Source organism: Burkholderia sp. B10, from assembly GCF_004368385.1.
Classification (GTDB): Bacteria; Pseudomonadota; Gammaproteobacteria; order Burkholderiales; family Burkholderiaceae; genus Burkholderia; species Burkholderia vietnamiensis.
In genome coordinates, this window is sequence record NZ_PQMX01000027.1 from 42,668 (window position 1) to 65,949 (window position 23,282).

Annotated in this window: 19 protein-coding genes; 9 read left to right on the plus strand and 10 right to left on the minus strand. The window is 69.4% G+C overall.

Going from position 1 to position 23,282, the window contains the following annotated elements; translation table 11 throughout:
* Positions 1 to 118 precede the first annotated feature (118 nt).
* From C3Y15_RS15770 to C3Y15_RS15785, 4 genes are all read left to right on the plus strand, one after another.
* On the plus strand, positions 119 to 766 hold the full coding sequence (locus tag C3Y15_RS15770; RefSeq protein ID WP_034194486.1) for a PAS domain-containing protein: 648 nt from the start codon (positions 119 to 121) through the stop codon (positions 764 to 766).
* A gap of 146 nt (positions 767 to 912) precedes the next feature.
* A complete protein-coding gene (locus C3Y15_RS15775; RefSeq protein WP_059462536.1) occupies positions 913 to 1,647 on the plus strand; it encodes a DsbA family oxidoreductase in 735 nt (244 codons plus the stop codon).
* Positions 1,648 to 1,759: 112 nt separating this feature from the next.
* Positions 1,760 to 3,199, plus strand: coding sequence for a DHA2 family efflux MFS transporter permease subunit (locus tag C3Y15_RS15780; RefSeq protein ID WP_060122187.1), 1,440 nt, complete (start codon positions 1,760 to 1,762; stop codon positions 3,197 to 3,199).
* A 285-nt stretch (positions 3,200 to 3,484) separates the two neighbouring features.
* Positions 3,485 to 4,273, plus strand: a complete 789-nt coding sequence (locus C3Y15_RS15785; protein ID WP_011883481.1) for a sulfite exporter TauE/SafE family protein — start codon at positions 3,485 to 3,487, stop codon at positions 4,271 to 4,273.
* A gap of 170 nt (positions 4,274 to 4,443) precedes the next feature.
* On the opposite strand, the gene C3Y15_RS15790 is transcribed toward C3Y15_RS15785, so the two are convergent.
* The 3 genes from C3Y15_RS15790 to C3Y15_RS15805 all read right to left on the minus strand — a co-directional run bounded on the left by C3Y15_RS15790 (position 4,444) and on the right by C3Y15_RS15805 (position 9,494).
* Positions 4,444 to 6,279, minus strand: a complete 1,836-nt coding sequence (locus tag C3Y15_RS15790) for a peptidase S1 (protein ID WP_069246150.1) — start codon at positions 6,277 to 6,279, stop codon at positions 4,444 to 4,446.
* 607 nt (positions 6,280 to 6,886) lie between these two features.
* Positions 6,887 to 8,977 carry a 3-hydroxybutyrate oligomer hydrolase family protein gene (locus C3Y15_RS15800; protein ID WP_059622092.1) on the minus strand — a complete coding sequence of 697 codons (2,091 nt, stop codon included), beginning with the start codon at positions 8,975 to 8,977 and terminating at the stop codon, positions 6,887 to 6,889.
* A 151-nt stretch (positions 8,978 to 9,128) separates the two neighbouring features.
* Positions 9,129 to 9,494, minus strand: a complete 366-nt coding sequence (locus C3Y15_RS15805) for a BON domain-containing protein (RefSeq protein ID WP_059567237.1) — start codon at positions 9,492 to 9,494, stop codon at positions 9,129 to 9,131.
* Positions 9,495 to 9,962: 468 nt separating this feature from the next.
* Here C3Y15_RS15805 and C3Y15_RS15810 point away from each other — a divergent pair, with 468 nt between their 5' ends.
* From C3Y15_RS15810 to C3Y15_RS15820, 3 genes are all read left to right on the plus strand, one after another.
* Positions 9,963 to 11,396: a TAXI family TRAP transporter solute-binding subunit gene (locus C3Y15_RS15810; RefSeq protein ID WP_011883471.1), complete on the plus strand. Its 1,434-nt coding sequence runs from the start codon at positions 9,963 to 9,965 to the stop codon at positions 11,394 to 11,396.
* Between the two features lie 94 nt (positions 11,397 to 11,490).
* Positions 11,491 to 12,129, plus strand: a complete 639-nt coding sequence (locus C3Y15_RS15815) for a 2-hydroxychromene-2-carboxylate isomerase (RefSeq protein WP_011883469.1) — start codon at positions 11,491 to 11,493, stop codon at positions 12,127 to 12,129.
* Positions 12,130 to 12,198: 69 nt separating this feature from the next.
* Positions 12,199 to 13,143: a LysR family transcriptional regulator gene (locus C3Y15_RS15820; protein WP_069246149.1), complete on the plus strand. Its 945-nt coding sequence runs from the start codon at positions 12,199 to 12,201 to the stop codon at positions 13,141 to 13,143.
* A gap of 40 nt (positions 13,144 to 13,183) precedes the next feature.
* Here the strand turns inward: C3Y15_RS15820 and C3Y15_RS15825 are convergent, their stop codons facing one another.
* The 6 genes from C3Y15_RS15825 to xdhA form a co-directional block, all read right to left on the minus strand.
* Complete coding sequence (locus C3Y15_RS15825; protein WP_046426267.1) at positions 13,184 to 13,585, minus strand: polyketide cyclase; 402 nt, start codon at positions 13,583 to 13,585, stop codon at positions 13,184 to 13,186.
* 129 nt (positions 13,586 to 13,714) lie between these two features.
* Positions 13,715 to 14,134: a type II toxin-antitoxin system VapC family toxin gene (locus tag C3Y15_RS15830; RefSeq protein ID WP_059894711.1), complete on the minus strand. Its 420-nt coding sequence runs from the start codon at positions 14,132 to 14,134 to the stop codon at positions 13,715 to 13,717.
* A complete protein-coding gene (locus C3Y15_RS15835) occupies positions 14,121 to 14,354 on the minus strand; it encodes a DNA-binding protein (RefSeq protein WP_011883461.1) in 234 nt (77 codons plus the stop codon). The genes C3Y15_RS15830 and C3Y15_RS15835 overlap by 14 nt, the downstream gene beginning before the upstream one ends.
* 326 nt (positions 14,355 to 14,680) lie before the next feature.
* A complete protein-coding gene (gene xdhC, locus C3Y15_RS15840; protein ID WP_069246148.1) occupies positions 14,681 to 15,334 on the minus strand; it encodes a xanthine dehydrogenase accessory protein XdhC in 654 nt (217 codons plus the stop codon).
* Positions 15,335 to 15,421: 87 nt separating this feature from the next.
* Entirely contained in the window at positions 15,422 to 17,785 is a 2,364-nt protein-coding gene (xdhB, locus tag C3Y15_RS15845) for a xanthine dehydrogenase molybdopterin binding subunit (protein WP_011883458.1), read from the minus strand.
* An 18-nt stretch (positions 17,786 to 17,803) separates the two neighbouring features.
* Complete coding sequence (gene xdhA / locus C3Y15_RS15850; RefSeq protein ID WP_069246147.1) at positions 17,804 to 19,402, minus strand: xanthine dehydrogenase small subunit; 1,599 nt, start codon at positions 19,400 to 19,402, stop codon at positions 17,804 to 17,806.
* Between the two features lie 340 nt (positions 19,403 to 19,742).
* On the opposite strand from xdhA, the gene C3Y15_RS15855 reads away from it, so the two are divergent.
* Positions 19,743 to 20,957: an MFS transporter gene (locus tag C3Y15_RS15855; RefSeq protein ID WP_011883456.1), complete on the plus strand. Its 1,215-nt coding sequence runs from the start codon at positions 19,743 to 19,745 to the stop codon at positions 20,955 to 20,957.
* Positions 20,958 to 21,314: 357 nt separating this feature from the next.
* On the opposite strand, the gene C3Y15_RS15860 is transcribed toward C3Y15_RS15855, so the two are convergent.
* On the minus strand, positions 21,315 to 22,205 hold the full coding sequence (locus C3Y15_RS15860) for an EamA family transporter (protein ID WP_014722528.1): 891 nt from the start codon (positions 22,203 to 22,205) through the stop codon (positions 21,315 to 21,317).
* A 133-nt stretch (positions 22,206 to 22,338) separates the two neighbouring features.
* Between C3Y15_RS15860 and C3Y15_RS15865 the strand changes: the two genes are divergently transcribed.
* A complete protein-coding gene (locus tag C3Y15_RS15865) occupies positions 22,339 to 23,274 on the plus strand; it encodes an AraC family transcriptional regulator (protein WP_034194478.1) in 936 nt (311 codons plus the stop codon).
* Positions 23,275 to 23,282 lie beyond the last annotated feature (8 nt).

A 23,282-nucleotide genomic window follows, 5' to 3' on the forward strand; every position in this document is an offset into this window, starting at 1 on the left:
GCGCGGATGAGCCGCCCGTCTGCGCAGGCTAGATACAATGGCGCAACCGCCGCGGCGCCGGTGCCAGCGCGCGCGAACGCGCCGCCCGCGCCCCCGCTCACCCGAGATCGCGATTCCGATGCGCAAGAAGCCATCCCCCGTCAAAGACCTGCTGCTCTCCCGTTACGCACCAATCGCCGACGGCATCGCGGCGCTGTTCTTCCCCTATGCGGAAGTCGTGATCCACGACCTGCACGACCAGACCGTCCTGTACCTGGCCAACAACCTGTCGAAGCGCGAGGTCGGCGACGATTCTGCACTCGAAGAAATCGATCACTCGGCGCGCGAGCGCGTGATCGGCCCGTACGAAAAGCTGAACTGGGACGGCCGGCGCATGCGTTGCGTGAGCAACGTGCTGTTCGACGACGAAGGCCGCCCGGCCGGGATGATGTGCATCAACTTCAACATCGCGGTGTTCGACGACGTGCGCGCGACGCTCGACGTGTTCATCAAGGGCGCGGGGATCGTCGCGCAACCGGACGAGCTGTTCCGCGACGACTGGCAGGAGCGCATCAACACGTTCCTGCACGGCTGGCTGCGCGAGCGGCAGGTCGGCCTGAACGGTCTCACGCGCGAGCACCGGCGCGAGCTGGTCGAAGCGCTGTACGCGGAAGGCGCGTTCCGCGGCAAGAGCGCGGCCAACTACGTCGCGAACGTGCTCGGGATGGGCCGCGCGACCGTCTACAAACACCTCAAGCACCTGAAGGAAACGCAAGGCGACGCGTAAGCGCGACTGCACCCCGCCGGCCCGCCGCGCGTGCGCCGGCGAGGCAAGCCGGCATGCACGATGCGTCTGCGAGCGCAGCCGCCCGACGAAACGCCGGCGCATCAAATGCTATAGTCGCAGTTACACTTTTTCCCGCCGAACAGCCGATGACGCCCCTGCCCGCCCCGCCTGCCCGCCCGATGCTCACCGTCGAGATCTGGTCCGACCTGATCTGCCCGTGGTGCTGGATCGGCAAGCGCCGCTTCGACGACGCGCTCGCCGCATTCCCGCATGCGCAGCACGTCGACGTCGTGCTGCGCGCGTTCCGGCTCATGCCGGGCCAGCCGGTCGAACCGGTCGAGGCGATGCTCGCGGGCAAATACCGGATGTCGGCGGCGCAGGTCGACCAGATGCTGCGCCAGGTGACCGACGCGGCCGCGAGCGTCGGGCTGCGCTACGACCTGCCCGGCACGCTCGTCGGCGACACGCTCGACGCACACCGCGTCGTGAAGCTCGGGCAGGCGACCGGTCATGCGCACGCGCTGACCGAGCGACTCTACCGCGCGTATTTATGCGAGCACGGCGCGTTGTTCGACCACGCGGCGCTGACCGACTTCGCGGTCGAAGCGGGACTCGAACGCGCGGCCGTCGAAGCGACGCTGCGCAGCGATGCGTACCGCGACGAGGTCGAAGCCGACGTCGCGCGCGCCGCGCAGATCGGCGGACGCGGCGTGCCGCTGTTCGTGTTCGGCGGCCGTTACGCGGTGTCCGGCGCGCAGCCGGTCGACGTGTTCGCGCAGGCGCTCGAGCGCGCGTGGCACGACGGCGCGAGCGTCGCATTCCACGGCGACGACGCAGCCGCGTGCGGCCCCGACGGCTGCGAACTGCCGCCGCGCGCATGACGCACGGGCCGCGCGACTACGCGCCGCTCCTGCCACAAACCGACAGGAACACGGCGCGAACGGCGTCTACAATTCAGCCTTTCAAATAACTATCAGAGCGAGGCTGCAGACGATGACCCATGGAATCCACGGCCAGCAGCGCTGGTATGCGCTGATCGTCCTGTGCCTCGGCGTGCTGATGATCGTGCTCGACAGCACGATCGTGAACGTCGCGCTGCCGTCGATCGGCGCCGACCTCCATTTCACCGGGACGGCGCTCGTCTGGGTCGTCAACGCGTACCTCTTGACGTTCGGCGGCTTCCTGCTGCTCGGCGGCCGGCTCGGCGACCTGTACGGCCAGCGCCGCATGTTCCTCGCGGGCCTCGTGGTGTTCACGCTCGCGTCGCTCGCATGCGGCGTCGCGCCCTCGCAGACGCTGCTGATCGCCGCGCGCGCGGTGCAGGGCTTCGGCGGCGCGGTGGTGTCGGCCGTGTCGCTGTCGCTGATCATGAACCTGTTCACCGAGCCCGGCGAACGGGCGCGCGCGATGGGCGTCTACGGCTTCGTCTGCGCGGGCGGCGGCAGTCTCGGCGTGCTGCTCGGCGGGCTGCTGACCAGCACGCTGTCGTGGCACTGGATCTTCCTCGTCAACCTGCCGATCGGCATCGCCGTCTATGCGATGTGCGTCGCGCTGCTGCCGCGCGTGCGCGTGCCGGCCGACGCCGCGCGGCTCGACGTCGCGGGCGCGCTCACCGTGACGGCGTCGCTGATGCTGGCCGTCTACGGGATCGTCGGCGGCAACGAGGCCGGCTGGCTGTCGCCGCAGACCGTCGGGCTGATCGGCGCGGCGCTCGCGCTGCTCGCGGCGTTCATCGCGATCGAGGCGCGCGTCGCGCATCCGCTGATGCCGCTGACGCTGTTCGCCGCGCGCAACGTCGCGCTCGCCAACGTGATCGGCGTGCTGTGGGCGGCGGCGATGTTCGCCTGGTTCTTCCTGTCCGCGCTGTACATGCAGCGCGTGCTCGGCTACGGGCCGCTGCAGGTCGGCCTCGCGTTCCTGCCGGCCAATCTGATCATGGCCGCGTTCTCGCTCGGGCTGTCGGCGCGCATCGTGATGCGCTGCGGGATCCGCGGCCCGATCGCGGCCGGCCTGCTGATCGCCGCTTGCGGGCTGGCGCTGTTCTCGCGCGCGCCCGGGGACGGCGGCTTCGTATGGCACGTGCTGCCCGGCATGACGCTGCTCGGCATCGGCGCGGGCGTCGCATTCAACCCGGTGCTGCTCGCCGCGATGAGCGACGTCGAGCCGGCCGATTCCGGGCTCGCATCGGGCATCGTCAACACCGCCTTCATGATGGGCGGCGCACTCGGCCTCGCGGTGCTCGCGAGCCTCGCCGCGGCCCGCACCGAGACGCTCGCGGCCGCACGAGCCGCATCGCTCGACGCGCTGAACGGCGGCTACCATGCCGCGTTCGCGGTCGGCGCGGCGTTCGCGGCCGCCGCCGGGCTGCTCGGCCTCGCGCTGCGCATTCGCCGGCAGGATGCGATGCCGGGCGTCGGTCCCGCGGTCCACTGACTGCCCTGAGGCGCGGCGGCCGGCCGCGCCGGCCTTCGTTGCGGCGCCGTGTTCCGCCACGGTCCCAAAGGCATGCGCATGCACCGCGGGGCCCCCGCAGCCGGGCCGCGGCGCCCCCGGCCACGAGATCCGTTCAAATGGCCGTTTCACGTTCCGACATCGGCCTCCCGGCCGACTTTGCGCATCGATTTTTAACGTAGTCGTACACCGGCTCGCCACATTTGCGACAATGGCGGACTTTGACCTGCGCGCCGCCGCCGAACGCCGCATAACCGCCTGCTTCCGATGTCGCTTCCCCATATCGATCCGCTGTACTCCCTGTCCGGCCTGTTCGTCGGCATCCTCGTCGGTCTGACGGGCGTCGGCGGCGGTTCGCTGATGACGCCGATCCTGGTGCTGCTGTTCGGCGTCCACCCCGCGACGGCGGTCGGCACCGACCTGCTGTACGCGGCCGCGACCAAGGCCACCGGCACGCTCGTGCACGGGCTGAAAGGATCGGTCGACTGGCGCATCACCGGCCGGCTCGCGGCCGGCAGCGTGCCGGCCGCCGCCGTCACGCTGTGGGTGCTCCACACGCACGGGATGAATTCGCCCAGCACCGCACGCACGATCCAGCTGGTGCTCGGCGTCGCGCTGCTGCTCACGTCGCTCGCGCTGATCTTCCGCCCGCAGCTCACCGCGCTCGCCGCGCGCAATCCGCTCGCGCCGAGCCCCGCGCGCACGCTGTGGTCGACCGTGCTGACCGGCGCCGTGCTCGGCGTGCTGGTGTCGATGACGTCGGTCGGCGCCGGTGCGATCGGCGTCACCGTGCTGCTGTTGCTGTATCCGGCGCTCGCGACCAGCCGCATCGTCGGTTCCGACATCGCGCACGCGGTGCCGCTCACGCTCGTCGCCGGCATGGGCCACTGGCTGCTCGGCTCGGTCGACTGGTCGATGCTGCTGTCGCTGCTGCTCGGCTCGCTGCCGGGCATCGTGATCGGCAGCCTGCTGTCGGCGCGCGCGCCCGAGCGGCTGCTGCGCAACCTGCTCGCCGCGACGCTGATCGCGGTCGGCGTGCGGCTCGTGCTCGCGTAAGCACGGCCGCGCGGTTCCCCGCCGCCCCGCCCGCGCGTCGCGCGCCGGCGATTCGTCCGAAAAAACAGCCCGACCGGCTCGCGCCGATCGGGCTGTCATCCATCCGGAAGCGCACCGCGAGCCCGCAGCGCCCGGCCCGAGGCCGGGCCGCGCGAGCCGCGGCGCGACGCTTACTGCCCCTGCTGCTGCAGTTGCTGCTGCTTCATCTGCAGCGTGCGCGCCTGCAGCTTCAGCACGCGCTGCAGCGCGCCGCGGTTCGCGAGGATCCCGTCGTAGAAGCTGCCGAGATCGCCCTTCAGCGCGGTTCGCGACGCATCGTTCAGATAGATCATGTGCCCCGACGGGTAGTTCTTGATCGTCAGGTTCTGCGCCTTGAGCGTCGGATCGAGCGGCATCTGCGCCAGCGTCAGCTCGGTCTGGTGGAACGGCGTGACCGCGTCGAAATAGCCGTTCGCCGACAGCACCTTCAGGTCCGGGTTGACGCTCATCGTCGCCGCCAGGTCGCCGGCCGTGTACAGCGTATTGCCGCCGCCCTTGTTCGCGCCGGTCGGGTCGGTGTGGCTGAAGTCCCAGTTGTTGAACACCTGGTCGTTCAGATCCACGAACGACGACGTCGACGTGTACTTGAGATCGGTGTCGATGTAGCTGTTCCACAGCACCGTGTACGCGCCGCCGACGTTCGTGATCGACGGATCGTTGCTGCCCGAGTTCGGCAGGATGTACGGCGCGATGCCCTTGCCCGTGAAGTTCGCGCGGCCGTCGTACTGGCCGATCTGGGTGCCGGGCACGAGCGTCAGGAAGAACGTGTACGGCGGGTTGTCGTCCGACGACGGCACGTTGCCGAGCGCGGCCGGGTTGCCGAAGGTCTGGATCAGCGTCGTCGCGTCGGTGCCGAGGTACGCGCCCATCTGCTGCGCGGTCCGCTGGTTCAGGTTCAGCCGCACGTTCACGAAGCCGCCGTCCTGCGGGTTCGGCTTCTGCGCGAGCGGCGCGAGCGTGTTGTCGGCGTAGTGGCGGGCCTGCGCCATGTACGCGTCGAGATCGGTCGGCGCCGGACTGAGCGTCGTCTTCTTCCAGTAGAACGCGTCGGCCGCGAGCGTCGGGAACGTGCCGGGCGCGGACAGCGCATTCGCATAGTCGAGGATCGACGACTGCAGCGTGATCCCGTTCAGGTCGATGCCGTCCTCGTGCAGCACCCACGACACGACCGCGCTGCGCGCCGTGCCGTACGACTCGCCGAACAGGAACTTCGGCGAATTCCAGCGCGAATACTTGGTCAGGTAGCGCTGGATGAAGCGGTCGATCGAGCGCGCGTCCTGGTCGGTGCCCCAGAAGTCCTTGTTCTTCGCCGGCGCGATCGCCGTCGAGTAGCCGGTGCCGACCGGGTTGATGAACACCAGATCGGTGCGATCGAGCAGGCTGTCGGGGTTGTCGAGCAGCTTGTACGGCGCGGGCGGCGTGAAGTTCGGAAACGACGATTGCAGGCGCTTCGGCCCGAACGAGCCGAGCAGCAGGTAGACCGACGACGAGCCCGGCCCGCCGTTGTAAAAGAACGTGACCGGGCGCGGCTTCGACGGGTCGGGATTGTCCTGCGTGTAGGCGACGTAGAACATCTTCGCGTTCGGTGCGGACGTGACCGGATCGATCGTCGTCAGGTGGCCGGTCGTGGCCGTGTACTGGATCGTCTTGCCGCCGATCGCGACCTGGCGATGCACGACCGCCGCGCCTTCGGCCGAGTCGGTGACCGCATCGTCCGGGCCGGTGCCGTAGACGTCGTCGTCGACGTACGGCTGGTCCGCGGGCACGGCGGCCGTGGCATTCGTCGTGGCGGACGTGCTGCCGTTGGCCGCCGTCGCGGCCGCCGCGGTGGCGGCGCTCGGGCCGGAGCCGTCGTCGCCGCCGCAGCCGGTGACGAGCAGCGCCGCGGCCGCCGCCGCCGCGAGCGGCACGCTCAGTGTCGTTCCAAATAGCGCGAAACCGTCTTTCAAGGACTTCCGTGTCGTCATTATTGCCTCTCGAATAGAACGATAAATACCGTCGGCGCAAAGGATCATTTGCGCCGACGCTCCGCACCGGGAGCGCATTCGTTTTGCGACGCACTCCGAGTTTTTTACCGCCCCGGCCATTGCCGGCCGGCACGATTTACCCCACTCGTATTTCGAATGCACGATGGAATCAATTCCATCGGGAACGACGATTCAATAATCGACGGCCGCGCGCGCATGCTGCGCCAATGCGTCGCGCCGAAATGCAACGGCAAATACTTGCCCGGCCTGACCCGCACGGCCATGCACGCGTCGCCCGGAATGGACGAGCAATCCCCTTCGGCGACACGCCGATTAACCGCAACAAGCGGTCAATCGAGATGCGAGCCGATTTAATAAAACCGAAAGGATCGAATAACTATTTGGAAAGAAATATCGCCGATAAGGTAATTTATTAAATTAAGTGAAAATCTCGGCGAATAATAGAAGCGGGGTTTTGGGCCGTAAAGTAATAATTTGTTACAGCGCGGACCGGTCGATGAGGAGTGAACGCCGAAGCGATTTCCAGCGCCAAAAAAGAAAAAGCCGGACGACCATCCGGCTGCGGGGAATGCGGCGCGGCGCGCCGTCAGAGCGGCACGTCGATCGCGCCGGCGCCGGCCGCGATCGCGTTCGCACCCGGCGCCGTCGAGATCGGCGGCAGGTTCGCGCTGGTCAGCGCCGGCGCGGCGCCCGGCGTGCCGCCGCGCGGCACCGTGCGGATCACCTGCGACGGCGGCAGCGGCGCGCCGCTCTTCAGATGCCGCCACATCAGGTTCAGCGCCTGCACGTTGTAGTAGTGGACCGGCACGAAGCGCGTGTCGAAGCCCGCGACCGGCAGGAACGCATCGAAGTGCTGCCCGTTGGTCACCTCGTAGAACACCAGTTGGCTGCGCCCGCCTTCGCTGATGCTGTTCTGCGCGACGTACGCGCGCGACGCGTGGTTCACCGGCACGAGCGCGTCGCTGCGGCCCTGCACGATGATCGCGGGCTTGCCCTGCAGGTTCGCGTTCACGCGCACGGCCTCGACGTTCGCCGGCATGTCGAGCATCCCGTTGGTCCACAGCTGACGCAGGCATAGCGCGCCCGCGAAGCTCGCGTCGGGCGTCGCGAGCCGGTGGTCGACGCCCGCGCCGGTGTTGAACACGAGGTTGATGCCGGCCGTCGGCGGCACGCCGTTGCCGAGGCCGAACACGGCCGGCATCGGCGACGCGGCAGGCGCCGCCACCGCGCCGGTCGCCGCATTGGTCGTCGCGAAGCTGAAGTTGCACAGGTTGTCGGCGGCGCTCGAGCGCGTGTACGCGTTCGCATAGGTGACCGCGATCGCCGGAATCGCCTGCGAATCCCACATCGACGCCTGCAGCAGGTCCGAATCGGCGAGGTAGCCGGCCGCATGCAGTTGCGCGAGCGCGTCGGCGGCCTGGCTCTGCGTATCGGCGCCCGATACGAGCCCGGCTGCGGCGAGCGTCGCGCAGCGCTGCGTGCGGATCGACTGCGTGGTCGCGAGCGGCAGCGCGCTCAGATAGGGCTCGCCCGCGAGCGACGCCGACGCGGCCGCGCACGGCTCCAGCAGGTTCGCGAGCGTCGCGTAGTCGGCCAGCGGCCGGCCGAACGACGGCACCGGCCGGCCGCTTTCGCGCACGACGGCGTTCGGCGCCATCCGCACGTTGATCTGCGGCTCGCCGACCACCACCGCGGTGATCCAGCGGCGCGTGTCCTGTTCGGCCGCCGCGAGCGCCGCGCCGCCGCCGTTGCTCACCGACGCGGCGATCGTCGTGATGTCGCCCGCGCGGTAGCGCACGCCGCGATGCGAGCCGTCGACGAGCGGCGCGAACTGTTGGTTGAGCGCCCAGTATGCGAATTCGACCGACTGCAGCGTCGCGCGGCCCCAGTCGTGCTCGGGGTTCTGCTGCGAATGCGCGTGCTTGAACGCGTAGCGGTTCGGGAAGCGGCTGTTGAACGCGGCGAGGTCGCCGCTCGTCAGGTTGGCGGTAAACAGGCTCGCGCTGCCGGCCAGCACCGCGTTGGCGAGCGTGCCGTCGATCAGCGTGACGGTGTTGGAGCCGAGCTCCTGCGCGCCGTTGCCGCCGCCCTTGTCGTTGTATGCGACCGCGCAGCCGCGCTTGAGGCCCCATTCGCCGGCCGCGGAAATGGCGCCGTACACGCCGCGCGAGCCCGACGACGTCGCGGTGACGATGCACGGCTGCGCGGGATCGAAGCTCGCCGGCACCTGCACGAGCAGCGTCACGTTCTTGCGGCCGCTGCCGTCGTCGGCATACGCGAGATATTCGGTGCCGGCGATCTTGCCTTCGCCGAGCGTGTCGTTGCCGTCGAGGTCGACGTTCGGCCCCCAGAAGCGGCCGTATCCGCCGTTCGCGCTCATGTCGACGAGCGCGCGGTAATTCGACCAGATCGCGACGCGGCGCAGCTCGGCGGCGGTCGGCCGCGACGGGTCCGCGAACGCGGGCGCGGCGGCGGACGCGAGGCCCGTCTTGCCGAGGCCGGCCGTCAGCAGGTCGTCGCTCGCGCCGTCGTACGCGGTCGTGCGCACCGAGCCCGACACGAACACGGGCAGCTGGTTGCGCTCGGCCGTCTCGTCGCCGTTGCAGGCGCCCAGCATCGTGAGTGCGGCGAGCGCCGCGCCGACAAGAATTCGACTACCCCACCCGTGCGTGTCCATTGCCGCCCTCTCAGTGTCGATATCGATATCGTTATCGGCCGGCCGCCGCGTCGTGCGCGGCGCACGGCCCTGAAGCGCAAACGGGCCCCGGCACGCCGGGGCCCGCCGGAAAGCAGGCGCTTGCGGCGCGCTCGCGCGCCGCCGCCCCGCATTATTGCTGCTGGACCGTCAGCTTGTTCGTGACCGACGTCACGCCGTGTACGCTTTTCGCTGCCTCTTCCGCCTTGTCGATCTGTGCCTGGTCGGGCACGGTGCCCTCCAGCGTGATCGCGCCGCCCTTCGAGCGGACGACCAGGTTCGCCACGTCGACGCCGCCTGCCTTCGTAATGGCCTTGCGCACCGCGTAGCCGAGCTTGCGGTTCGCCTTCTTCGCGGTCTTGGCCGCGGCCTTAGGCGAGCTCGCCGCCGCAGCCGGCGCCTCGGTGGCCGCCGCATCGCTCGACTGCGCGTACACGCTGCCCGTCAGACAGGCCGCCACGGCCGCAACACCCAACGCTCTCAACACGATCGACTTCATGCTATCTCCTTGTGACTTCGGAACGGCCGTGCACAGTACGGCCGGATACCCCCAAAGGCAGCCGGCCCGCGCGCGAAGGGGCGGGACGGCCGATGATTTCCACGGCGATGCGAGAGAGGCGACACGGGCCGGCGGCCGGCGCACGCAAATGCGGGCCGGCCGGGCCGGACAGCCGCCGGCCGGACGCGCCCGGTCTCGTTGGGTGCCGGGTCGCGCGCGAATCGGTCGCGGCTGCGACGCACAATGTAATCCAGCGCCCGCGGAAGCGCAAAGACTTTGACGCGCGAGCGCGCGAAGCCGGTCCAGCGGCGCCGGCGGGCAAAATCTCCGGCCCCCACACGGCGCACAACCGGCGCACAACCCCCACTCGCGCCAACGACGCGAAACCGGGTACCATCGCCGGCTGAACCCGCATCGTTGGCGCCAGCCGTCATCGATGCGTCACGGCCGTGTCATCTGTCGATTTCCATGAAGCCTGCCAGCCCGCGTCCACCCCGCCGCATCCTCGCCCGCTTCGTCGCGGTGTCGTGGCGCGACCTCGCGCTGTCGATCGGCCCCACCGTGCTGCTCGCGGCGGCGGCCGTGTGGCTCGCGGTCAAGCTGATCCAGCCCGCGCCGCCGTCCACGCTCGTGATTTCGGCCGGGCCGCCCGGCAGCACGTACTGGAACGCCGCGCAGAAATACAAGGCGATCCTCGCGAAGAACGGCATCACGCTCGACGTCGAAGCGTCCGAGGGCTCCGCGCAGAACCTCGCGCGGCTGTCCGACCCGAACGCACCGGTCGACGTCGGCTTCGTGCAGAGCGGCATCGGTTCGAAGGAACGCGACGAGCAACTGGTATCGCTCGGCAGCATCGGCTACGTGCCGCTCGCGATCATGTACCGCGGCGCGGTGGTCGCGCGCCTGTCCGATTTCAAGGGCAAGCGGCTCGCGCTCGGCCCGCAGGGCAGCGGTGCACGCGAGCTGAGCCTCGCGCTGCTGAAGATGAACGGCATCGTGCCGGGCGGCCCGACCGAGCTGCTGCCGATCGCCGGCGAGGACGCCGCGACCGCGCTGCTCGACGGCAAGATCGACGCCGCGTTCCTGTCCGGCGATTCGACGCAGATCCCGGTGATGTCGAAGCTGTTCCGTGCGCCGGGCGTACACGTGTACTCGTTCACGCAGGCCGAAGCGTACGCGCGCCGCTTCCCGTACCTGACCGCGATCACGCTGCCGATGGGCGTCTACGATCTCGGCCGCAACCTGCCGGCCAGCGACATCCACACGGTCGCGCCGACGATCGAGCTGGTCGCACGCGACACGCTGCATCCGGCGCTGTCGGACCTGCTGATCGAGGCCGCGCGCGAAGTGCACGGCCACGCGACGATCCTGCAGCACGCCGGCGAATTCCCGTCCGCGATCACGCGCGGCTTCCCGCTGTCCGACGACGCGGCGCGCTACTACAAGTCGGGCAAGAGCTTCCTGTACCGCCGGCTGCCGTTCTGGGTCGCGAGCCTCGTCGACCGGCTGCTGGTGGTCGTGGTGCCGCTGATCGTCGTGCTGATCCCCGGCCTGCGGCTCGTGCCGTCGCTGTACGGCTGGCGCGTGCGCTCGCGGATCTATCGCTGGTACGGCGCGCTGATCGCGCTCGAGCGCCGCGCGCTCGGCGAGCACACGGCCGACGAACGCGTGCACCTGCTCGAGGAACTCGACGATATCGAGGAAGCCGTGAACCGGATGAAGATGCCGCTCGCGTACGCGGGGCAGTTCTACGTGCTGCGCGAGCACATCGGCTTCGTGCGCGAACGGCTGAGTGCGCACGAGCCCGACGCGCCCGCGCGCATGTCGGACGCGTCGCAGCCGCCCGCGGCCGCCGCGCCGCCGACTGCCGAAACCCCTCGGGCGACTCCGGGTTCCGCGTGAGCGGCCGATCCGCGATCATTACCGCATCCGCGCGCCACCGCGTAACATGAAGGCCGCCGCCAGGCGCGCACGCCCCACCCCTCTGGAGATCGTCATGACAACCGGCCTTGACACCGCCCAACCCGCCTGGTTCTACGACTTCGTGTCGCCGTTCTCCTACCTGCTGCTCGAACAGCACGACAAGTGGCCCGACGTGCCGTTCGAGCCCGTCGCCGTGGCGCTGCCCGACCTGCAGCGCCATTGGGGACAGCGGCCGAGCGCCGACGTGCCGGCCAAGCGCGTGTTCACGTACCGCCACGCGCTGTTTCGCGCCGAGCAGCTCGGCATCCGCTTCAAGATGCCGCCGGCGCATCCGTTCGACACCGACAAGGCGCTGCGCCTCGCGATCGCGATGCGCGCCGACATCGGCACCGTGCTCGAGATGTTCCGTTTCATCTGGCACGACGGCAACGATCCGTCGACGCCCGCGGGATTCGCCGCGCTGTGCGAGCGCGTCGGCGTCGGGCACGGCGACGAGTTGATCGAATTCGAGGAAACGAGCGCGCAGCTGCGCCGCAACACCGACGACGCGATCGCGCTCGGCGTGTTCGGCGTGCCGACCTTCTGGATGAACCAGCAGCTGTTCTGGGGCGAGGATGCACTGCCGATGGTGCTGTACTGCGCACGCACGCCGAACTGGCTCGAGTCGGGCGAGGTCAAGCGGATCAGCACGCTGCCGAAGGGCCGCGCGTGATGCCCGGTATCACGCCCGCGCGCGGGCGGCTGCGGTAAGGTTACGCTTCGCCCGCACAACCCTGCATCGATGGAAGACGACCGCACCGCCTCGCTCGACATCTGGCTCGTGCGCGTATTGCGTACGCTGCTGCTCGAGCGCAGCGTCACGCAGGCCGCGCTGCGGCTGAACCAGACCCAGCCCGCGATCAGCACCGCGCTGCGCAAGCTGCGCGAAACGCTGAACGATCCGATTCTCGTGCGCGGCAAGTCGGGCATGGTGCCGACCGAGTACGGCGCGTCGCTGCTCGGCGCGGCGTCGCGCGCGCTGCGCGAGGTCGACTTCATCGCGACGCCGCACGGCGACTTCGAGCCGTCGTCGGCGCGCCGCACGTTCCGCGTCGCCGCGCCCGACTATCTGAACGATTTCTTCATGCCGACGCTGATCGCGCGCTTTCGCGACGCGGCGCCGCATGCACATCTGGAAATCGACTCGCTGAACCCCGCGCTCGATCATGCGGGCGCGCTCGAAACGGGCGCGCTCGATCTCGTGATCGGCAACTGGCCGAAGCCCGACCCGCGCTTCGCGCGCCAGGACCTCTTCTCCGACACGATCGTGTGCCTGATGCGCGCGGCCCATCCGCTCGCACATGAGCCGCTCACGCGCGATGCGTATGCCGCGGCCGCGCACGTCGCGCCGACGCCCTACACCGGCGACAAGCGCAATGCGATCGAGATCGGTCTCGCGCGTGCGCAGCTCACGCGCCGCGTCGTGACGACGCTGCCGTACTTCGGCATCGTGCCGCAGGTGCTGCTGCAGGCGGACCTGATCTTCACGACGACGCGCCGCTTCGCGACGCACTACGCGCAGTTGCTGCCGCTCGTCGTGGTCGAACCACCCATGCCGTTTCCGCGTATCAGGAGCTATCTGCTCACGCATCCGCAGCCCGATCGCCCGACCGACATCGCGTGGCTGTGCGCGCTGATGCAAAGCGTGTCCGACGAACTGACCGCGGCGCGCGTGCGCAAGCGCTGAATCAGCTCACTCGCGTTCCAGTTCGGGGCCGCGCCGGCGTTCAGGCCGTGCAGAAGGTTTCCTGCAGATGCGTCCAGCGCACCGCGCCCGTGGCGTCGCGCCGGAACACAGCGGTCGCGCGCCGTGCGGGCAACGCACCCGACGCCGCGTGCTGCGATTCCAGATAGGTGAGCACCGCATGCGATGCGTCGGCCGCGAGCACGCGAACGTCCGACAGCGCGATGCGCAGCCCCGGCTTCGCGCCGCCCAGCTTCGCGAACAGCGCGTGCGTGCCCGCGTGGTCGAACACGCGGCCGTCGGTCATGATCATCGTGAAATCGGCGGCGAAATCGGCGAGCAGCGCATCGACGGCCGCGGGCTCGGAATCGGCGCCGGACAGCCAGCGCTCGATGGCGACGACGCTCGCGGCGAGTGCATCGAGATAGATCTGCGGATCGGACATGCGGTGTGCAGGGAAAAACGCGCGGCCCGGTGCCGCACGATCTGCGGAGTGTAGACGAATGCGTGCGCGGCTGGCGTCGTTACCGCAAGCAACAACCGCTCAGCGCTCCGCTTTCTCCGGCGTTGGGTATCAGCTTTCGAATGGGTTCAGAACGCGTGCGCCCGTTCCGGCGAAATCATCGACGTTCCGCGTCACGACGATCAGGTCGTGGATCAACGCCGTTGCCGCGATCAACTTGTCGAGCGAGTGCTCGGGATGCGGGACGCGCAGGCGTCCCCACAACTGCCCGATCTCTTCGTCCACCCCCAGAATGTTCGACGCAAACTCCCGAAGTACGCCATCGAGCCAGTTTTCAAGGCGCGTCGCCTGGGACTTGTCGCCACGGTGACGGATGATTTCCACACCGCGCCGCAGTTCGCCAACCGTCACCACGGAAAGGTACAGATCGGCATCGTCCTGCGCGGCCTTGCGGAAAAACGCCATCACACCTTTATCTGCTCGCTCCCGCTTCCGTACTTCGCTGATGACGTTGGTATCAACCAAAAACATTCGCTGCCTCGCCGTCATCCACGCGCGCAAAATCGGCATCGGTTCCGACGTTCGGGATACTCATCAACACCTGCGCGAACGTCTTGCGCTGCGGCGCGCGCAGCGCCTTTGCCAGGATCTCTCGATGCTCGGCCTCCGCACTGCGCCCGTTGGCTGCGGCCCGCTCGCGCAGGCTTTGGACGAGTTCCTCGTCCACATTTCTCACCAGAAGAGTTGCCATGCTTCACCTCCACATCCGAGTTGATATCAATGCTAGCACTCTTCGCGGAAGCTGCAAGCACTGATCGCCTTTCAGGGTGGCATTCGTCGAATGCCTCAGCACGTGACCGTCACGGCCGCCTTGGAAATAACGGCTCCAACACGGACGGTTTCGGCCGAAGCCGCGGTCAAGCAACGATGACGCTTCCGGAGTGACGGCCTCGGGTGATCCATCCGAACGGATGCGCCCGCATAAATCCAACAGATTGGCCGATCGTGCAAGGCGGCAAAGTCTTCGCACGACGCCAGCACGGCATCGCATGCTCGGCCGTTCGGAGCCGCCGCCGTTTACTCCACACTACCGGCGCTTTCACGATGGTTCGGCGAACGGCGCGCGGGTACCTTCGAGCGCACCTGCAACAACTCCGCGCACACGGCCACCGCGATCGCGCCCGGCGCCTTGTCGACGATGCCGGCCACGCCGATCGGACACACCATCTCCGCGAGCCGCACCGCATCGACGCCGCGCGCGACGAGCCGGCGCTCGAACTTCACGCGCTTGGTACGCGAGCCGATCATGCCGAAATACGCGAAGTCGCGCCGCCGCATGATCTGCGCGGCGAGCGAGAAGTCGAGCGCGTGGTTGTGCGTCATCACGAGGAAGTACGCGCCCGCGGGCGCCGCATCGACCACCGCTTCAGGCGTGTCGGTCGGCTCCGGCTGCACGTTCGGCGGACATTCGTCGGGGAACAGCTCGTCGCGCGTGTCGACCCACTGCACGACGCACGGCAGCGCGCCGAGCAGCGTGACGAGCGCATGCCCCACGTGCCCCGCGCCGAACAGCACGATGTGCATCGGCGGCGGCGCCGCGGTTGCGCGATTGCGCTGGCCGGTGCCGCGCGCGAACGGCGGCAGCGACGGCGCGCTGCCGCACGCGCCGTCGTCGCATTGGACGGCCGGCACCTGCGCCGCGCCGCGCGGCGAACGAGCGCGGCCGTTCATGCCGGCCTCCGCCGGGCCGTCCCGACGACGCCGAGCGCCGGGCGGAAGCCGGCGCAAGAAGCGAGCGTGAAGAGGCGATGCATCATCTCACCCTGCCCGCGCGGCGCTCGCCGCACGCACCGCGTGCACCGCGCGCAGGATCGCCTCGCCGGTCGCCGGCGCGTCGAGCGGCGGGTTCACGCGGTAGTCGCCGACCGCGGCGATCGCGTCGCGCACCGCGAAGAACACCGAGAACGGCAGCAGCAGCGGCGGCTCGCCGACGGCCTTCGAGCGGTGAATGCTGTCCTCGACGTTGCGGTTGCGGAACAGCCGCACGTTGAACTCGGGCGGCGTGTCGTTGACGGTCGGGATCTTGTACGTGGACGGCGCGTGCGTCATCAGCTTGCCGCCCGCGTTCCACCACAGCTCCTCGGTCGTGAGCCAGCCCATCCCCTGGATGAACGCGCCTTCGACCTGGCCGATGTCGAGCGCGGGATTGAGCGACGCGCCGACGTCGTGCAGCGCGTCCACGCGCAGCGTGCGCATTTCGCCCGTCAGCGTGTCGATCACGACCTCCGACACGGCCGCGCCGTACGAGTAGTAGTAGAACGGCCGGCCCTGCAGCTTCGACTGATCCCAGTACAGCTTCGGCGTCGCGTAGAAGCCGTCGGACCACAGCTGCACGCGCGCCAGATACGCGCTCGCGACCACGTCGGCGAACGGCACGCTGGTCGCGCCGACCCACACCACGTCGTTGCCGAACTTCACGTCGGCCGCCGCGACGCTGCCGTCGCCGAACCGCTTCGCCGCGAACGCCGCGAGCCGCTCGCGCAGCTGGCGCGCGGCATCCTGCGCGGCCTTGCCGTTCAGGTCGGAGCCCGTCGACGCGGCGGTAGCCGACGTGTTCGCCACCTTGCTCGTGTCGGTCGCGGTCACGCGAATCCGGTCGAAGCGGATGCCGAGCTCGTGCGCGACCACCTGCGCGACCTTCGTGTTGAGCCCCTGCCCCATCTCCGTGCCGCCGTGGTTCACGAGCACCGAGCCGTCGGTGTAGATGTGCACCAGCGCGCCGGCCTGGTTGAAATGCGTGACGTTGAACGCGATGCCGAACTTCACCGGCGTGAGCGCGATGCCCTTCTTCAGCACCGCGTTGCGCGCGTTGAATTCCCTGACGGCCGCGCGGCGCGCGCGATAGCCGCTCGTCGTCTCGAGCTCGCCGAGCAGTTCGTGCAGCACGTTGTCCTCGACGGTCTGCCCGTACGGCGTCACGTTGCGCTCGGTCTTGCCGTACAGGTTCGCGTAGCGCACGTCGAGCGGATCGCGGCCGAGCGCGCGCGCGATGTCGTCGAGGATGTACTCGATCGCGAACGCGCCCTGCGGGCCGCCGAAGCCGCGGAACGCGGTGTTCGACTGCGTGTTGGTCTTGCCGCAGTAGCCGGCGATGGCCACGTCGCCGAGCCAGTACGCGTTGTCGAAGTGGCACACCGCGCGCGTCATCACCGGGCCCGACAGGTCGGCCGAGAAGCCGCAGCGCGACGTCATGTCGAGCGCGACGCCGTCGATGCGGCCGTCGTCGTCGTAGCCGACGTCGAAGCGGTAATGAAAGTCGTGCCGCTTGCCGGTGATCATCATGTCGTCGTCGCGATCGGGACGCAGCTTCACCGGGCACAGCAGCTTCCATGCGGCGAGCGCGGCGCAGCACGCGAACAGGCCCGACTGCGATTCCTTGCCGCCGAACCCGCCGCCCATCCGGCGGCATTCGACCAGCACGTCGTGCGACGCGACGCCGAGCACGTGCGCGACCAGGTGCTGCATCTCGCTCGGATGCTGCGTCGAGCAGTACACGTGCATGCCGTCGTCGTCCTTCGGCACCGCGTAGGCGATCTGCCCTTCCAGATAGAACTGCTCCTGCCCGCCGAGATACATCTCGCCGGACTCGCGATGCGCGGCCGCCGCGAGCCGCGCGGGCGCGTCGCCGCGCGCGAGCTTCAGCGGCGGGATGACGTACGACTCGGCGTTGCGCGCGTCCTGCGCGGTGAGGATCGCGGGCAGCTCTTCGTAGTCGACCTGCGCGCGGCGCGCGGCGAGCCGCGCGATGTCGTGCGACGTGGCGACGACGATGAACATCGGCTGGCCGACGAACTGCACGACGCCGTCGGCGAGCACCGGGTCGTCGTGGACGATCGGCCCGCAGTCGTTGACGCCCGGAATGTCGGCGGCCGTGAACACGGCGACGACGCCGGGCGTCGCGCGCACCGCGTCGAAGTTCATCGACACGATCTTCGCGTGCGGCTTCGCGGACAGGCCGAGCGCCGCGTGCAGCGTGCCGGCGACGAGCGGGATGTCGTCGGTGTAAGTGGCGCGGCCGCTCACGTGCAGGTGCGCGGATTCGTGCACGCGCGACACGTGGACCTGCGCGCCGTCGGTCTGCGCATCGAGCGCGGTCAGGAACGGTTCTGCTTGCTGGTTCATGTTCGGGGTTCTCCGTCTTCAGACGCGCGCCGCGCCATCGGCCGCTTCGGCGCCGGTTTCGGCGGCCACTTCGCGCACGTTCAACGCGTGCGCCGGCAGCGGGTCGTGCATCCGCGTCTCGAGCCAGAACCGGTACAGCAGGTTCTTCGCGGCATCGACGCGATAGGCGCTGGTCGCGCGCATATCGGTGAGCGGCTGGTAGTCGCGCTCCAGCGCCTGCATCGCGGCCTGCGCGGTGGCTTCGTGCCACGGCGCGCCGTCGAGCACCGCTTCCGTGTGCGGCGCGCGCTTCGGCGTCGCGGCCATCCCGCCGAATGCGATGCGCGGCTCGCGGATCGTGTCGCCGTCCGCGATGAACGCGAACGCCGCGCACACCGCCGAAATGTCGGAGTCGAACCGCTTCGACAGCTTGTAGGTGCGGAACTGCAGCGCCGCGCGCGCGCCGCTGCGGGTCGGCACCTTCAGCGCGACGACGAATTCGTGCGGCGCCATGTCCTTCTGCTGATAGCCGGTGTACAGCGCGTCGAGCGGCAGCTCGCGCACGCTGTCGCCGCCGCGCAGCACGACGCGCGCGCCGAGCGCGATCAGCCCCGGCATCGAGTCGCCGATCGGCGAGCCGTTCGCGACGTTGCCGCCGAGCGTGCCCGCGTTGCGGATCGGCAGCGACGCGAAGCGCTTCCACATTTCGGTCAGCTCCGGATACGTGCCGGCGAGCGCCGCATACGCGCGCTCGACCGTCACGCCCGCGCCGATCTCGATCCAGTCGTCGCCGTGCACGATCCGCTGCAGCTCGGCGACCTGGCCGACGTAGATCAGGTCGTCGAGGCGACGCATCTGCTTGGTCACCCACAGGCCGATGTCGGTGCTGCCGGCCAACAGCCGCGCGTCGGGGCGCTCGGCCTTCAGCGCGGCCAGCGCGTCGAGCGTGCGCGGCGCGGCGAAGCGCGCGCCGTCGGCGGCCGCGTATTCGAACGTGCGCTCGCGCCGCAGCGACGCCAGCGTGCGCGCGAGCGCGGCCGCGTCGACCGGCGAGTCCTGCGCCGGCGTGCGTTCGCCGCTCGCGTCGAACATCCGCACCGCCGCGTCGATGATCGGCCGGTAGCCGGTGCAGCGGCACAGGTTGCCGGTCAGCGCATCGGCGATCTCGGTGCGGGACGGCACGCTCGGCACGCCGGCGACGCTCTGCACGCACGATGCGTTCGAAGCTGCGCTGCCGCAGCGCTCATGGCCGTGCTGCTCGTACAGCGCCCACATCGACATCACGAAGCCCGGCGTGCAGAAACCGCATTGCGACCCGTGGCAATCGACCATCGCCTGCTGCACCGGATGCAGCGAGCCGTCCGGCCGGCGCAGGTCCTCGACCGTGAGCAGCGCCTTGCCGTCGAGCGTCGGCAGGAACTGGATGCACGCGTTGACGGCCTTGAACGCCACCGCGCCTGCGTCGGTCAGCTCGCCGACGACGACCGTGCACGCGCCGCAGTCGCCTTCCGCGCAGCCTTCCTTGGTGCCGGTGCAGCGCGCATCCTCGCGCAGATACTGCAGCACGGTGCGGGTGACGTCCGCGCCGCTGACTTCGCGGACCGCGTGACGATGGTAGAAGCGGATCGGCTCACTCATGTCTCAATCGTTGTTCAAGTGGGGGCAAGGCGGCCGGCGCTCAGCGCACGACCGACGTTTCTCTGACAGTTTGCACGCTATCACCGTCAAATTTCGCAACCCATAGCCGAACGCGCATGCGGCTCATATCACGGCCGCGATATGGGGGCGGCGGGCCGCCAGCTGTGCAGCATGCGCGTGGCGCTGGCTGTTTTCGCCGGGCCCATTGCAGCGCTAAAACGGGTCACGATTAACTAAGTAGTACCTGCGGGAAAACCGGTTCCATGGGAAAATCCGGATTCCGTTGTTTGGCTGCATCTGTCGCGATCGTCGTCCCGCTTCGTTCATCTAATCCGACCCCATGTCCACCGATTCCGCCACACCGCCGCGCAGCGGGCTCGCCGTCACGCTGCAAATCGTGTCCGTCGTCTGCTTCACGTTCGTCTGCTATCTGACCATCGGGCTGCCGCTCGCGGTGCTGCCGGGCTTCGTCCACGACGATCTCGGCTATTCCGCGATCGTCGCGGGCGCCGCGATCAGCGTCCAGTATTTCGCGACGCTCGCGTCGCGTCCGCTCGCCGGGCGCTTCGCGGATACGCTGGGGCCGAAGCAGACGGTGCTGCGCGGGCTGATCGGCTGCGGCGTGTCGGGCGTGCTGCTGCTGGTGGCGCTGCTGCTCGCGCGCTGGCCGGCCGCGAGCCTCGTGCTGCTGATCGGCAGCCGGCTCGTGCTCGGCGTCGGCGAAAGCCTGTGCGGCACCGGCGCGATCCTGTGGGGCATCGGCCGGGTCGGCATCGCGCACAACGCGAAGGTGATCTCGTGGAACGGCATCGCGACCTACGGCGCGCTCGCGCTCGGCGCGCCGGTCGGCGTCGCGATCGCGCACGCGCTCAATCCGGCGTTGATCGGCGTGCTCGTGATCGCCCTCGCGGCGGCCGGCTTCTATCTGGCCCGCCTGATCGACGCGGTGCCACTCGTGCACGGCGAACGGATGTCGTACGCGAGCGTGTTCACGCGCGTGCTGCCGCACGGCCTCGGTCTCGCGCTCGGCTCGGCCGGCTTCGGCTCGATCGCGACCTTCGTCACGCTCTACTACGCGGCGCGCCATTGGCCCAACGCGGCGCTGTCGTTGACCGTGTTCGGCACGCTGTTCATCGGCGCGCGCCTGCTGTTCGCGAACATGATCAAGACTTACGGCGGCTTCCGCGTCGCGATCGTGTCGTTCGCGTTCGAATCCTCGGGCCTCCTGCTGCTGTGGCTCGCGCCGGTGCCGCACGTCGCGCTCGTCGGTGCGGCGCTCACCGGGTTCGGCTTCGCGCTGATCTTCCCGGCGCTCGGCGTGGAGGCCGTCGCGCTGGTGCCGCCGGCGAGCCGCGGCGCGGCGCTGTCCGCGTATTCGGTGTTCCTCGACCTGTCGCTCGGGATCACCGGCCCGCTCGCCGGCTACATCGCCGGCGCATTCGGGTATCCGCAGGTGTTCCTGTTCGCTGCGGCGGCCGCCGCAGCGGGCGTCGCGCTGTCGATGGTGCTGTATCAGCGGCAGGCGCGCGTGGCGGGGAGCGGCGCGGCGGCTTGAGGGGCGGTACGGCGGGCGGCTGTCGAGCTAGCTGGTGGGCAGTTGGCCCGGCGTCCGGCGACTAGCCGCCGGGGCTGGGCCAACGGCGGCAGTCGGGTCGTGGGGCTTTTGGGCTTTTGGGCTTTTGGGCTTTTGGGCTTTTGGGCTTTTGGGCTTTTGGGCTCTCGGGCTCTCGGGCTCTCGGGCCATCAGGCTGTACGGCTTTCGGGCTAACGGCCCATCAGGCCGTCATCGGGCTGGCGGCCCGACAGGCCAACAGGCCGACCCCATCTGCATGCCGAGCAACCATCTTCCGCTCACGGCGCGAACCAGCCCTCAACCCGCTTCGCGCGGGGCGCCTTTCATTCAGCGCAGCCGTCACGCGGTGCGCAGAAACAGCCGGCGCGTCAGATCGAACGCCACCAGATTGCCGGCCACCACGAGCAGCAGCCCCACCACGGCGAGCGGCGACCACTGATAACCCTCGAATACCGTCGACACGGCCAGCGCGACGATCGGGAACAGCACCGTGCAGTACGCGGCGCGCTCCGGCCCGATCCGGCCGACCAGCGTCAGGTACGCGGTGAAGCCGATCACCGAGCCCGGCACGGCCAGGTAGACGAGCGCGCCGAGATAGCGCGGGCTCGGATCGAGCGCGAACGGCAATCCGGCCGCGGCGCTGCCGACCGTCAGGATCGCCGCGCCGATCAGCATCGCCCAGCCGTTGGTCGCGAGCGGGTGCAGCCCCATCGCCTGCATCCGGCTCGACAGCAGGTTGCCGGCCGAGAAGCACATCGTGCCCGCGAACGCGATCGCCAGACCGATCCACGTCGCGTGGTCGTCCAGATGCCCGGCCATCTGCTGCCAGAACAGGCATGCGATGCCGGTCAGCCCGAGCAGCGCGCCGGCGATCGCGGACGGCCGCAGCGGCCGCCCCATGAAGACGCGCCCGTTGATCGAATTCAGCAGCGGCGCGGTCGAGAAGATCACCGCGACGAGTCCGCTCGGCACGACCTGCTCCGAATAGTAGAAGCACAGGAAATTCAGGCAGAACAGCGCGACGCCCTGTGCGACGAGATAACGCCACGCTTCGCGCGGCGGACGCACCGGCCGGCGCATCAGGCGCAGCAGCGCGAACAGCACGGCGGCGGCGAGCCAGAAGCGCCATGCGATCGACACGGGCGGCGGCACGGCACCCAACTGCCATTTGATCGCGATCCAGGTGGTGCCCCAGATCAGCACGGTGATGAAGTAAAGCGACAGATTCATGGCGGCAACGCAGCGGAACGAGTGGAACGGATTCCGACTATGCGGCCGCGCCGCGCGCACGCATTGTCCGGATTTGCGGTCTTTTTCGCTCCGGCGCACGGCACGCGGTGCGCGCGCTTATACTCGTCGCACCATGAGTTCGCCCCTGTACGCTCCGCCCGTCGACCACGCCGCCGCCCTCGCGGGCGACACGATGCCGTTCGGGCTGCAGTCGGTGTGCCGCACGCTCGCCGACGCGAACGCGACGCTCGAGCGCTTCACGTGGCTCGGCGACCACCTCGCGATCGCCGAATGGACGCGCATCACCGACGAAAGCGAGACGGTCTACGAACAGCCCGGCCACCACACGCTGTCGTGCTATCTCGACGGCGGCTACCGGACCGAGCGCGAGCGCGTGCCGCGCTACGGCGCGCCGAGCCTGCTGTGCACGCTGCCGGGCGACCATGAATCGCGCTGGTGGGTGCGCGGCGAGATGCACTTCATCCACCTGTACTTTCTGCCCGAGCACTTCACGCAGCGCGCGATCCGCGAGCTCGACCGCGAACCGCGCGAACTGAAACTCGCCGACCGCACCTATTTCGAGGATGCGCGCGTCGCCGCGCAGTTCCGTTCGCTCGCACTGGAGCGCTGGGACGATGCGGACGGGCGACTGCGCGTGAACGAGGCCGCGCACGACGTGCTGAGCCTGCTGTTGCGCGGCCAGGGCGCCGCGCGCGCCGACGCGCCGTTGCGCGGCGGCCTGGCGCCCGCCGTGCGCCGGCGCGTGCGCGACTATATCGACAGCTACCTGTCGCAGCCGCTCACGCTCGGCGAACTCGCGAACGTCGCCGCGCTGTCCGAATATCACTTTTCGCGGATGTTCCGGCTGTCGTTCGGCCGCGCGCCGCACGCCTGGGTGGCCGAGCAGCGGCTGGCCCGCGCGCGCCTGCTGCTGCGCACGACGGCGCTGCCGCTCGCGCAGGTCGCCGCCGAGTGCGGCTACGCGAACGCCGCCCATTTCAGCCACCGCTTTCGCGACGCGCACGGGACGACGCCGAACGCATACCGGCGCGCGATGCGGGGCGGCTGAGCGCCGCG